Below are 13,230 nucleotides of genomic sequence, written 5' to 3' on the forward strand. Positions count from 1 at the left end.
TTATGCGCGAAGATATAGCAGCTGGGATTGTATTGTTTAATCCGAATCTTGAAAGGCTGGAACAAAACCTTAAGGCTGTCAGTGGACAGGTTTTAAAAATTTTTTTGATTGATAATGGTTCTGAAAATATACATGGAATTCAGCAGCTTCTTCAGGAATATTCTGTTTGCAGGCTCTTAAGAAACGAGATAAACAAAGGGGTAGCAGTTGCATTGAATCAATTGATGAAAGAGGCTGAAAACAACGGATATACCTGGCTTTTGACTCTGGATGACGATTCTGTCTGTGAGAATGGTTTGGTGCAGAAACTCAGTGCTTTTACGGAACGGCCTGATGTGGGAATTATCTGTGCAGACGCGACAGACGATTCCATGACTAATTCTGGGAGCGTGAATAAACATTCCATACGTTCTGAAAAGGATGGCTGTGAATGCGTAGAGAGTTGTATCACAGCAGGATCTTTAACAAGTATCAGAGCCTGGAAGACGATTGGTGGATTTGATGAACGTATGTTTATTGATTTTGTTGATGTCGAATATTGTACCAGACTACGAACATACGGTTATCAAATATGGAAGGTCGCAGGAACAAAGGTTCATCAGCAGTATGGGAATATTAGCGGTCATTTTCACTTTTTGGGAAAAATGTATTATCTTTTCAATTATCCGCCAATTCGGATTTATTATTCCGTACGTAATCAGATTTACTATTTGAAGAAGCATGGTAAAGTAATCTGTAAATCCAGGCAACTTTTCTTTTTGGTCGGCTATGTTGGAAAAAGGATTATATTTGAAAAAGACAGATATAAAAGCCTTTGCGCAGTTATCAGAGGAGTGAAAGATGGAATTAGAATGCGGGTATGAACAAAAACGAAAACCAGAGGTTGCGATATTATTGTCTACCTATAATGGCCAAAAATATATTAGGGAGCAAATTGACAGTATTCTTGGACAGACCTATCCCGGTATCCGGATTTATGTCAGAGATGACGGATCGACAGATGATACCGCAGATATTTTAAATGTATACGCAAAAGATAGAAAAATAGTTTTTTTTAAAGGTGAAAATATTGGTTATATTAATAGCTATTTTAAGCTGTTGAAGGAGTGTGGTAAGGCTGATTACTATGCATGGTGTGATCAGGATGATATATGGGTGCCTAAGAAGATGGAAAGGGCGGTAGATTGCTTAGAACTTGACCGGAGAAATTATCAGGACACGATAGATGGGCATAAGCCGGTTTTATACTTCAGTTCCTATGATTTTTATGATGAGGAAATGCATTTTCAAAAGCATGGTCTTGTTCATAAAAGAGGGCCGTCGTTTAGTAATTCTTTGATGGATTGTATCACGTTGGGATTCAACAGCGTGTTCAATCATAATACGCGTATGTACATGGAAGAAAATATACCAGAGCATAGTTGCGGACATGACTGGTGGACATATATGATATGTGCGGCGTTTGGACGTGTGTTGTATGACAGGGAATTTTCATCTGTAAAATACCGCAGACTGGCGGAGTCTGTTAGCCCGGGAGGGAAAAATTTTTTAGCCTTGCAGATTTGGCGGTTTAAAAAGTTTTTTATAAATGATTATTTTAGAGAAATCCGGGAGCAACTCTATGAATTTTCAAAAATCTATGAACGCCAGTTAAATGATGAGAACAAACGGGTAATGCGGCTTTTTTCAAAGAAAAAATACTCTGTGGTATGGGCACTCAGAAAAACATTTTATCCTATATGGTTTCGGCAAGGACTTACAGAAGAAATAATGGTAAGAATATTGTTTTTAACAGGGAGGCTTTAGCTTCCCTGTTTTTTGGGTAAATGGTACATTTGATTTTGAGAAAAGTTAGGACTATAAAAGGGATCATATTTTCCCTTGTAGCATTCCAGAATCGGAAGAGTTTTTGGGTGGACATTACAAAGAACAGATACAAAGGGAAGCAGCACAATGGATAATTGGTGTTCGGTTAATGTATGACATAATTTATAAACAGTCTGAGAAAAGTTGGTTTTATCCGTTGGCTTATAAAACCGATTGTAGATATCTTTTTTTATCATAAAACAATAAGGCCCGATGAGACTGCAATTTTGTTGAATTTGCGCCCGAAAACAATATCCTGTATCGGTATCGTAATATTTATAAAACGGAGAATGAATCTGGCCATCAGGAGTAAAAATAAGTCCTGATTCAAGTATTCGGTTCTTCTTATATAAAATTTTGGCAGCAGCAATGCCGACAGAAGAACGGGAGCAGTTACCAAGTAGCTGCTCAATCCAATTCGGAGTCACTACTCTTTCTGCATGATACAAAATAATGAGGTACTCACCAGTGGCATGTTCCGGAGAATCTGCAAAATCAAAATCACGGTATGTAGTGATTTCTTGCAATTGCTCTCGTAAATTTGAAGAACAGTCTTTGAGTATAATAGACACATGCGGATTACCGGAAAAAGAATAGTAAACATGGTAATAACCGTATTGCATATCCCTTTTGGCAAGTGCATTTTCTTTATTGCGATTTAAATGATTCTGGAGTGCCTGCAGGGCAGATTCATAAGCGTATGATTTACTTTCGGGATTTCCAGCGACCGATGCAGGATGAATACGCCAATGATATAAAACTTTGGGAATATGGATAATATGCCGGGCTAGATCGCAGGTTTTTAGGATAAAATCATAGTCCTGAGAACCATTGCAGGCATCTGAAAATCCTCCACACTGATTTGCAAGTTCTCTTTTAACAACGTAAAAGTGGGTAATATAATTACAGGATCGAAGCAAATCAAGGTTGAAGTCCGGCTTGAAGCAAGGGTCATAATAAGTTTGGAGACTGGTATCCACCTTATCCTCATCGGTGTATAGCACGTCAGGACAGGGGGTGGTGTTTAATGCTTTTACGATTTCAAACAGGGCATCTGGAGTCAGAATGTCATCATGATCTAGTAAAGCTATATAATCTCCGGAAGCAAGCTCAAGAGCTGCATTTGTATTGCCGGAAATTCCTAAATTTTCAGATAATTTTGTATAAAATATATTAGGCCAAATATTCTGATATTCTGTAATCATATCAGTGATATAAGAAATAGAATCATCTGCAGTGCCGTCTGCAATGCATAATTCCCAGTTGTTATAAGTCTGGGTAGTAACGGATTCAATCATTTGCCGAAGAAATATTGGCGGGGTTTTATAGACAGGTACAATAATACTGATCCTGGGATGATATGCAAAATCAGCTTCTTCCTGTTTTCGGAGTTCTGCAGCAGGAATAATATGTCTGAGATGCCAGATGTTGTAGTTTTTGGTATATTCAAAGTAGTCTATGGTTTTACGCAACACGGAACGCATTCCAAAGGTACGAAAATGAAACAAAGCATTTTTTATATTACTAGAATTAATATATTTTAGAGATCCTATAAGTGACATAAATTTCTCCTTATGATATTGAGTTTTACCATTGATAATGTTATACTAACACAATAGTCGGATTTTTTCAATTGTGTTGGAAGGTAAGAATGGGACCTGGCCAGTTGACAAACGAAATGCTTATCTTTATAATATTTCGGAGCAAAAGCAGTCAATTAGTAAAGAGGAGATAATACATGATAGTAGCCAGTAAACAGCCGCATCGGCTTGGTATCTATTTTTTTTATGACGCACAGGGAATAGTGGATCGATATATTGATTATTTCCTGGAAGATTATAAAAAATGTTTTGACAAAATTGTGATTGTATGTAACGGCAGGCTGTCAGAAGAGGGGCATTGTGTTTTCAAAAAATATACAGATCATATTATTGTACGTGAAAACAAAGGAATGGACGTCTGGGCCTATAAAAATGCTTTTGAATATGTCGGATGGGCGGAACTTGAAACTTATGATGAGGTGACAATTACCAACTATACAAGTATGGGGCCGGTATATCCGTTTATTGAGATGTACAAAGAAATGGCACAGAAGGATTTGGATTTTTGGGGTATTACTAAACATTTCAAGTATAAAGAAGATATTTTTGGAAAAATATCGTATGGGTATATTCCGGAACATATTCAGTCCTATTATATGGTATTCAGACAAAGCCTTGTGAAGTCTGCGGAATTCCAAAGCTATTGGAAACATATGCCGGAGATCAGGTCTTATGCGGATTCGATTGCAAATTTTGAGGCTGTTTTTACTAAAAAGTTTGCCGATGAAGGATTTAAATGGGATGTTTATGTGAATGTGGATGATCTTGAAATGCAGGCGATGCATCCCGTTTTGACCTATCCGGTAGAATTGATAAAAAATAGAAAATGTCCGATCTTTAAACGGCGTTCCTTTTTTCAGGATTACAATGTCGTGCTGGATGCGACGCTTGGACAAGAAGGAATAGCGTTATACCATTATCTGAAAGAATATCAATTATATGATGTGGACATGATATGGGAGAATTTGCTTCGGACATGCCATCAGGAAGATTTGGCTAAAAATTTGCATTTGAACTATATTCTTGCGTGTGATCCAGTTGATGAAGTTCGTATGCGTATGCGTTTTTCGAAAAAGAAAATTGCGTTGTTTATGCATATATATTTTATTGATTTGCTGAATGGTTCTTTTGAGTATGCTTCAGCAATGCCCGAATTTGCTGATTTGTATATTACAACCGATTCAGAAAAGAAGAAACAGCAGATTATGAATCGATTTGAAGGGTTTCCGTGCGGAAAATTCGAAGTGAGGGTAGTCCCCAATCGAGGGCGGGATGTATCTGCGCTTATGATTGGGCTGAAAGATGTTATTCCAAATTATGAATTAGTATGCTTTTATCATGACAAGAAAGCAGGCCAGGTATCGCCTGGATCTGTCGGAGAAAGTTTTGCGTATAAATGCTCAGAAAATGTACTGCATAACAGAGCTTATGTGTACCGGATACTGGAGAAGTTTGACAGTGAGCCAAGGCTTGGACTACTATCGCCGCCGGAGCCAAACCATGGCGTGTATTTTTCGGTATTAGGCGCAGAATGGTGTTTTAATTATGAAGTGACAAAAGCAGTCGCGGACAAATTAAAAATAACGGTTCCGATGTCACCGGATAAGGCACCGGTTGCACCCTTGGGAAGTATATTTTGGTTTCGTACAAATGCAATGCGCCTTCTCCATGAATATCCTTGGAAGTACGAAGACTTTCCAGAGGAACCATTGCCGTTGGATCGGACAATTTCACATGGGATAGAGAGGGTTCGTCCATATGTAGTGCAACAGGCCGGATATTACCCTGCCTTTGTAATGGCTACACCATATGCGGAAATTGAGTTTACAAATCTCCGACAATATATAAAAAATTATAATAATGCATTAGCTGAAAATTGCTTGCTTGCAGGTTCACAGAGAGAAGACCTGATTCGCCTGAAGGCCACGTTAAAAGGCAAAAGGGTAAAGCTGGGTGTTGTGCCGTGGTATATGAAACTTAACAATAAATTGCAACGACTGCTGTCCGAAAAAACATATTCCGCGCTTTTGCGGGTTAAACGGAAAATATTGGGGCCTAGAGATTTGAAATAGTGTGATATAATAAGGCGAGAGTATCGGAGTGATATATGATGATAGTTAGGGAATTGTATGCGTACAGAGAGATGATCTTCAGTCTTGTGCGCAGAGATTTGGTTGGTAAATATAAAAAGTCAATTCTTGGATTTTTATGGACTTTTGTAGAACCATTACTACAACTTTGCGTTTATACATTTGTGTTTACTGTTATTATGCCAATGAAGAATATTGATAATTTTTATCTTCATTTATTTGTTGCATTGATCCCATGGAACTTTTTTGCAACCTGTCTTGGAGGTGCCTGTACGTCAGTGGTTGACCAGCAGGATATGGTGAAAAAAATATATTTTCCGCGGGAAGTGCTTCCTATTGCATATGTAACGAGTCAGTTTGTAAATATGGTTCTGTCATTCATCGTAGTCTTTATCGTAATCGTTATTGCGGGAGTTGGGATTAGTTTGAAAGCTGTGCTTTGGATGCCTCTGGTTATGCTACTCCAATATATTATTTGTCAGGGAATTGTCCTGCTGACATCATCTATAACTGTATATTTTAGGGATATGCAGCAGATATTGTCAGTGCTTTCACTGGCTTTAATGTATGCTGCTCCGGTAATTTATTCTGTTGATATGGTGCCAGAAGAAATTCGGTCAGCCTATATGATGAATCCAATGGCTGTGGTGATTGTTGCTTACAGGGATATTTTGTATTATAGGAAAGTTCCTGACGTTAACGACCTTTTGCTTGGATTCGTAGCAGGTAGCCTTATGCTTTTGATTGGGTATAATACATTTGCTCATCTGAAAAAGAGGTTTGTGGAGGAGTTATAATGCAGAAAGAAAATGCGATTGAGGTAAAAGAAGTAAAAAAAACATTCCGTTTATATAAGGATAAAGGCAATTCTCTGAAAGAAAAAATTTTATTTAAAGAGAGAAATGACTATGAGGTTCGAACGATATTAAAGGGGATTAGCTTTGACGTAAGAAAAGGAGAAGCGATCGGCCTGATTGGACACAATGGATGCGGGAAAAGTACCACGCTAAAGCTACTTACAAAAATTATTTATCCTGATTCAGGAACTATTGAAATATCCGGCAGAGTTTCAAGTCTTTTGGAACTGGGAGCAGGTTTTCATCCGGATATGTCAGGAAGAGACAATATCTATATCAATGCATCTATTTTCGGATTGACGCGTAGGGAAATAGATGAGCGGGTAGATGAAATTATAGAGTTTTCTGAATTAGGGCATTACATTGATAGCCCTGTTAGAACATATTCTTCAGGTATGTATATGCGTCTTGCATTTTCAGTGGCAATTAATGTAAATGCGGATGTGTTGCTGATAGATGAGATTTTGGCAGTCGGGGATTTGAATTTTCAGACGAAATGTTTGAAAAAACTGCAGCAGATTAAAAAAGAAGGTGCCACTATTGTTATAGTATCACATTCTATGGAACAGATTGAAACGATTTGTGATAGATGTATCTGGCTGAACGGAGGAAAAATTGAGGAAGACGGTTTGCCAGGATATGTACACAGAAAATATCTTGAATTTATGGGGGATTATAGTTTCGCAGAAAGCGCAGCCCCAGACAAGAAAGAATTATGTGAAGGCGAAGCAGCCGCAGAATCAGGAATAGATGTGTTAGAAGAGGCAAGAAAAAGATTTGAACGCAGAGGAAGCGGAGATGTTTGGATTGATAAAGTATACTGTACAGATGCAAAAGGAACAGAAAAAAAGGTATTTCTTACGGGAGAGGACATGCATATCAATATATCGTATGTTGTGAATTGTCCGGCAGAAGTTTGTATTTATATAGGAATCCTTAGAATGGACTATATGCTTTGCTATGGTACGGATTCGTATTCAGAAGAAAAGAAGCTTTTCAAGTTGGATCATAGTGGTATATTGAAGCTTTACTTTCCAAAGCTTGAATTGTTGCCAAGCCAATATATGATAGATATTCATTTAACCGATAAGGAAGGTAATGAAATAGACATGTATAATGAGGCGGCAATATTTCAGGTATATTTCCAGACAAAAGAAACAGGAATGTTTAAGATGACACATCAGTGGATTGAAAAACAACATTAGGAGGAATGAAGATGAAGGTAGTAGTGACTGGAGCAGCAGGATATATCGGAAGACATGTAGTTAAAGAGTTATTGAATATGGGGCATCAGGTAGTAGCAGTTGATTTTATGCATAAGGATGTGGATGAACGTGCAGAATTCAGTAATGTTGCTATTTTTTCTGGTGACAAAGATATATATGAACAGTTAGGGAAACCTGATGTATGCATTCATATGGCATGGAAAGACGGATTCATTCATAATTCCTCTGAGCATATGAAGAACTTATCTAACCATTATCTGTTTTTGGAAAATATGATTAATGGAGGATGTAAAAACATTGCAGTTATGGGAACGATGCATGAAGTAGGCTTTTGGGAGGGTAAAATTGATGCAGATACTCCCTGTAATCCACTGTCTCAGTATGGTATTGCCAAAAATGCGTTGAGGCAGTCCTTATTGCTTTACGCGAAAGATAAGGATGTTAATATTTTTTGGCTCCGGGCTTATTATATCCTTGGAGATGATTCTAAAAATAGTTCTATTTTTTCTAAAATCCTCAGTGCAGCAGAGGACGGAAAAAAGGAATTTCCATTCACAACCGGACAAACCAAGTATGATTTTATAGATGTAAAAACTCTTGCAAAAATGATAGCAGTGTCTAGTACCCAGACAAAACATACCGGTATTATTAATGTTTGTACGGGAAAACCGGTATCACTTGCAGATCGTGTGGAACAGTTTATTAGTGAACACGGCCTTGATATTAAGCTGCAATATGGAGTTTTTCCTGAAAGACCATATGATTCCAAAATCGTATACGGTGATAGCAGGGTAATAGAGCAGATTATAGACGAAAATAGGTGATTGATTATATGGGAAGAAAAATACGGATTGCATTTACAGGTGTGTTTGATTTGGCTAATTATGGTGATCATTTATTCCCCAATATATTTGAAAATCAGATGAAAAAGCGTGGCTTGGAATGTGAGATTACATTGTTTTCTGTTTTTGCATGTGAGCAGGCATTTGAAGAAGGAAGGCATGTTTATTCGATTTACAATATTGACAAAATGCATATTGAAAATGCTTTTGATGCCGTCATTGTTGGTGGAGGGGAACTAATTCATTACGGTCTATACCAGCATATTTTTGAAGGAAGATATGTAGATTATCCTATTTTCGATTTATGGGTTGTACCATGTTTATTTGTAAAAAAATATCATGTAAAACTAATATGGAATGCACCAGGAATTCCTTTTGATTTTGAAAAAGGATATAGTACCTTTACAAAATGGCTGTTGGAAGGTGTTGATTATTTAGCAGTCCGGAATATTCAGTCAAAAATGAGCCTTGTAAAATGTGGTATAGATGTGAAACGTATAAGCGTAATACCAGATACCGGACTATTGCTGAAAGATGTATATAGCAGAGACGAGTGTGTAAAAGAAACTACTATAAGCATACCGCAGAAGAAATATGTTGTGATTCATACAAGTAAATTAATGCCTGAAAATGACAGAGATATATTCAAAGTGTGTTTGGAAAATCTTATGGAGAGAGGGTTTAAACTTATTTTGTTGCCTCTAGCTTATACCAATGATGATGATGAAATTCTAAAAAGGTTAAATGCATCATTAAATTATAAGTGCATTGTGTTGGATAAGAGATTAAAATTGGAGGATATTGTTCGTGTTATTTCAGGCTGCGATTTATATATCGGTTTTAGTTATCATGGAGCAATTACTGCATTCTGTTTTGGTAAAAAGGCCATAGTATATAATTATACACAAAACAGAAAAACAATTGATTTGTTTGACAGTTTGAAAAAGGGGCAGTATTGCATTGATTCAGCGGAAAAGTTATTGGATGCGATAGAAGGTATATTAAGCGAACCGCCTACGTTTAATGAGAATTTGTCTGGAATAGAGGCAGATATAGAGAAACATTTTGATAAAATCGAAAATATGTTAAATTCTTCAAATATATCAGATTCGGAGCATCAGATAGAAAGTGCATATAGGGCAATAAGTGACATTTTGTCGGCGTTTTCGAGTGAAAAACAGATACAGGCTAAAAATACTCAAGATATAATCGCTAATTGGAATAAGACACAGAAACAACTGGATACAGTCGTTCAGGAGTGGAGTAAATGTTCAGAAGAACTTAAGAAATCTAATATGGCTTTAGAAGGGACGACAAAAGAACTTGAGAAATCTAATATGGCTTTAGAAAGGACGACAAAAGAACTTGAGAAATCTAATATGGCTTTAGAAGGGATGATAAAAGAACTTGAATTGTTTAAGAAAGAAACACAAAGGCTTCAAAAGTCACAGGTAAGCTGGCAGGAATATGGAAAAATGATACAAAAAGAGAGAGAAGTTCGGGATGCTGTTATGCGTCTTATAGGACGCTAGCTGATAAATTATTAAGAACAAATATATTTTATTTATTATTTAATATGAGATTTGATCAAAGGAGAATGAGGAAAATGAACAGGCTAGGGATTTTCTTTTTTTACGATAAAGATGGAATTGTGGATGATTATATTACATTCCTGATAAGAAATATAGCCCCTTTTTTGAAAAAGCTGGTTGTAGTTTGTAATGGACAGTTGAATGAAGAAGGGAAAAGGAAATTCGGAAAATTTTCATCAGATGTTATTACAAGGGAGAATGTGGGGCTGGATGTAGGGGCATATAAATGTGCCATAGAATTTATCGGATGGAGCGCTTTGCGAGAGTATGATGAAGTGCTTATATTTAACCATACAATTATGGGGCCTGTTTATCCATTTAGTGAGATGTTTGAGGCTATGGATCGAAAAAGAGTCGATTTTTGGGGAATCACAAAATATGGAAAAGAGAGCTTTGATCCATTTGGCTACAGTCCTTACGGATATCTTCCGGAACATATTCAGTCACACTTTATTGCATTTCGAAAAAGCCTGACTTCAAGTGAAAAATTCAAACAATTTTGGGACAATATGCCAGTTACCAACTCCTATAATGAGTCTATTGGTTTGTTTGAATCTTTATTCACAAAAAAATTTGAAGACGAAGGGTTTACGTGGGATGTTTATGTAAATACAGATGATTATAATGGGATTACTACATATCCGCTGATGAATTATCCAAAGGATCTGATCCAAAAGAAAAGGTGCCCGATCTTTAAAAGAAGAACTTTTTTCCAGCCATATACATATGTACTGGGAAATACAGTAGGACAATCAGCTGTTGAATTGATGGATTATTTGAGGAAGACAGACAAGTATGATGTTAATTTGATTTGGAATAATATATTAAGAACTTGTCATCAGGCAGATTTTGTAAAAAATATGCAGCTACAGTATGTTCTGTCAAGTAATTTAGCACCAGTGCAAGAAGTAGACAAAAAATTAAAAGATAAAAAAGTTGCACTGGTTATGCATCTGTATTTTGAAGATTTAATAGAGTCTTCATTTCAATATGCACAGGCAATGCCAGAAAACACGGATGTTTATATTACAACAAATACAAAACAAAAAAGAAAGCTTATTGAGCAGAAGTTTGTAGAACTAAACTGTAATAAAGTAGATGTTCGTATTATTGAAAACCGTGGCAGAGATGTGAGCAGCGTACTCGTTGGTGTAAAAGATGTTATCATGAACTATGAAGTCGTGTGTTTTGTACATGACAAAAAGACAGCTCAGCTGAATCCAGGTTCAGTGGGGGAGGGATTTGCTTATAAATGTTTTGAAAATACATTGCATAATAAAGAGTTTGTATATAATGTTATCTATACATTTTTCCAAAATCCTCGTCTGGGTATCATGTCACCGCCAGTTCCCAATCATGGTGATTTTTTTCCAACGTTGGGATTGGAATGGAGCGTCAACTTTGAAAAAACAAAAGAACTGGCGGATAAATTAAATATATTAGTGCCTATGGAGCAAGGAAAAGAGCCTGTTGCTCCTTTGGGAACATTCTTTTGGTTTAGACCAGCAGCGTTGAAGCCCTTATATGATCACGACTGGCAGTATGATGAGTTCCCGAAAGAACCTAATGGTATTGACGGAACGCTTTTACATGCAATAGAACGTTTATATCCTTTTGCTGCACAGCAGGCAGGATATTATCCGGCGAGAGTGATGGTAGATACGTATGCCAGGATAGAGATAAACAATTTAGAGTATTATGTACGAGAATATAATAAGGTTTTTCTGGACAATCGGATGGGAAATTATCAGCATGTTATGGTTGAAAGTTTAAGAAGAATTTTGACGAGAGAAGAAAATGAGTCTATTTATAAGCAGCTTGAATTATATGAAGAAGCCCATGACTATGTGTGTGAAGAATGGAAACGGACAGCGGAGTTGTGTAGAGAATTGGCTGAAGTAAAAGAAAGTTATCAAAATATTGTAAATTCTTATAGTTGGAAAACTGTTTCCAAAATAAACCGTATGATTGATAAAATCAGAGGAAAAAAATAAGTAAATAAGATACTCTTTATTATGAAAGGTTAAATATGAAAAAAAGAATTTTTGCGCCTGATTTTGTCAGAGCAATTGCAGTTATATTAATAATTTTGACACATTATAATGCAAGATATCTATGGTTGGGTACAGAAATTGCTTATAAAAAAATGATTCTTGGCATAACAACATTTAATATATACATCGGCGGTCTTGGAGTTTCATTGTTTTTAATTATATCAGGTTATGCATTGATGTATACGTATGGAGAAAAAATCAGAATTTGGAATTTTTACCAAAAAAGGTTCTGGTCTCTTTATCCCATGTTTTGGATTGCTTATCTGGTTGCATTTTTGCATCAGTTTTATTGCTATAAGGGAATGGTTCATGCAGCACCCTTGAGAAATTTATTCTTTTCTGTTATAGGAATAGACGGCTATTTAAGCAATGCCCATATCTCGACATTTTATGTGTTAGGAGAGTGGTTTTTAGGATTTATTATTATGTTTTATATGATATTTCCGGCATTGCGGTGGGGCATTATGAAATATCCCCAAATAACCGGGACCATAATACTAGTCTTATATGGGACTTCAATATTGTATTATGATTTGGACTTCCCACAAAATATGTTTTTGTTTGTACGGTTGCCGGAGCTTGCCTTTGGAATGTATTTTCAGAGATACATTGATAAAGTTAACTGGAAAGCTGCCGTAATATCAATGTTTGTGTTGCTCGCAAATGTAGTTATAGCACCAGCATATTCCCAGGATATCCAGACGACTTATGTAGGGATCAGCTTTTTCCTTTTGCTGGTATATATTAGTAGGCATGTTAAGGAAAGCTATATTATTGTTTCAATATGCAGGACGCTTTGTAAATATTCTTATTCGATCTTTCTGGTTCATCATTATATTATTGCATATTTTATGGGGAAATTTGATTTAAATAATATTACTGTGCTGGAAAGCTGGATATTGTTTCTTTTGATTTGCTGTGTTATCGGAGTTTTTGCAAGACTATTGTATCTAAGTAATGAATATGTTTGCAGGAGGATCAAACTTTCCTGGAAAATTAAGGGGGATAAATCGTGAACAGAAAAAGACTTGTGTATTTGAAGTTTGTTCAAGCCCTTGATTTAAAAGTATTGTATAAAAAATTTTCTGAGTATTTATCCTAT

The 13,230-nt window shown here is 36.3% G+C and carries 10 protein-coding genes; 9 read left to right on the forward strand and 1 reads right to left on the reverse strand.

Translation table 11 applies throughout. The features are described 5' to 3' along the window. Positions 1-2 precede the first annotated feature (2 nt). The gene (locus AC6I2O_RS18280; RefSeq protein ID WP_120391586.1) at positions 3-863 is read left to right on the forward strand and encodes a glycosyltransferase; all 861 of its coding nucleotides are present in this window, start codon (positions 3-5) and stop codon (positions 861-863) included. Further along, positions 841-1,806, forward strand: a complete 966-nt coding sequence (locus tag AC6I2O_RS18285) for a glycosyltransferase (RefSeq protein ID WP_120391587.1) — start codon at positions 841-843, stop codon at positions 1,804-1,806. Before AC6I2O_RS18280 ends, AC6I2O_RS18285 begins: the two co-directional genes overlap by 23 nt. Here the strand turns inward: AC6I2O_RS18285 and AC6I2O_RS18290 are convergent. Then, entirely contained in the window at positions 1,803-3,428 is a 1,626-nt protein-coding gene (locus AC6I2O_RS18290; RefSeq protein ID WP_120391588.1) for a glycosyltransferase family 2 protein, read from the reverse strand. The genes AC6I2O_RS18285 and AC6I2O_RS18290 overlap by 4 nt on opposite strands. Positions 3,429-3,604: 176 nt before the next feature. Here AC6I2O_RS18290 and AC6I2O_RS18295 point away from each other — a divergent pair, with 176 nt between their 5' ends. The 7 genes from AC6I2O_RS18295 (at position 3,605) to AC6I2O_RS18325 (ending at position 13,144) form a co-directional block, all read left to right on the forward strand. Beyond that, complete coding sequence (locus AC6I2O_RS18295; protein WP_120391589.1) at positions 3,605-5,539, forward strand: rhamnan synthesis F family protein; 1,935 nt, start codon at positions 3,605-3,607, stop codon at positions 5,537-5,539. An 86-nt stretch (positions 5,540-5,625) separates the two neighbouring features. Further along, the gene (locus tag AC6I2O_RS18300) at positions 5,626-6,354 is read left to right on the forward strand and encodes an ABC transporter permease (protein ID WP_497743429.1); all 729 of its coding nucleotides are present in this window, start codon (positions 5,626-5,628) and stop codon (positions 6,352-6,354) included. Further along, positions 6,354-7,619: an ABC transporter ATP-binding protein gene (locus tag AC6I2O_RS18305; protein WP_120391591.1), complete on the forward strand. Its 1,266-nt coding sequence runs from the start codon at positions 6,354-6,356 to the stop codon at positions 7,617-7,619. The genes AC6I2O_RS18300 and AC6I2O_RS18305 overlap by 1 nt, the downstream gene beginning before the upstream one ends. A gap of 11 nt (positions 7,620-7,630) precedes the next feature. Beyond that, complete coding sequence (locus AC6I2O_RS18310; protein WP_120391592.1) at positions 7,631-8,464, forward strand: NAD-dependent epimerase/dehydratase family protein; 834 nt, start codon at positions 7,631-7,633, stop codon at positions 8,462-8,464. An 8-nt stretch (positions 8,465-8,472) separates the two neighbouring features. Further along, positions 8,473-10,014, forward strand: coding sequence for a polysaccharide pyruvyl transferase family protein (locus AC6I2O_RS18315; protein ID WP_120391593.1), 1,542 nt, complete (start codon positions 8,473-8,475; stop codon positions 10,012-10,014). Positions 10,015-10,088: 74 nt separating this feature from the next. Then, positions 10,089-12,068, forward strand: coding sequence for a rhamnan synthesis F family protein (locus tag AC6I2O_RS18320; protein ID WP_497743430.1), 1,980 nt, complete (start codon positions 10,089-10,091; stop codon positions 12,066-12,068). Positions 12,069-12,103: 35 nt separating this feature from the next. Further along, positions 12,104-13,144 (forward strand): acyltransferase family protein, encoded by a 1,041-nt coding sequence (locus AC6I2O_RS18325; RefSeq protein ID WP_120391595.1) that lies wholly within the window; start codon positions 12,104-12,106, stop codon positions 13,142-13,144. Positions 13,145-13,230: the final 86 nt, after the last annotated feature.

Source organism: Blautia sp. St.27G3 (genome assembly GCF_059728505.1).

Coding starts and splice junctions, on each gene's coding strand:
- AC6I2O_RS18290 (WP_120391588.1), bottom strand. CDS start 3,428: ATGTCACTTATAGGATCTCTAAAATATATTAATTCTAGTAATATAAAA.
- AC6I2O_RS18285 (WP_120391587.1), top strand. CDS start 841: ATGGAATTAGAATGCGGGTATGAACAAAAACGAAAACCAGAGGTTGCG.
- AC6I2O_RS18305 (WP_120391591.1), top strand. CDS start 6,354: ATGCAGAAAGAAAATGCGATTGAGGTAAAAGAAGTAAAAAAAACATTC.
- AC6I2O_RS18280 (WP_120391586.1), top strand. CDS start 3: ATGCGCGAAGATATAGCAGCTGGGATTGTATTGTTTAATCCGAATCTT.
- AC6I2O_RS18325 (WP_120391595.1), top strand. CDS start 12,104: ATGAAAAAAAGAATTTTTGCGCCTGATTTTGTCAGAGCAATTGCAGTT.
- AC6I2O_RS18295 (WP_120391589.1), top strand. CDS start 3,605: ATGATAGTAGCCAGTAAACAGCCGCATCGGCTTGGTATCTATTTTTTT.
- AC6I2O_RS18315 (WP_120391593.1), top strand. CDS start 8,473: ATGGGAAGAAAAATACGGATTGCATTTACAGGTGTGTTTGATTTGGCT.
- AC6I2O_RS18320 (WP_497743430.1), top strand. CDS start 10,089: ATGAACAGGCTAGGGATTTTCTTTTTTTACGATAAAGATGGAATTGTG.
- AC6I2O_RS18310 (WP_120391592.1), top strand. CDS start 7,631: ATGAAGGTAGTAGTGACTGGAGCAGCAGGATATATCGGAAGACATGTA.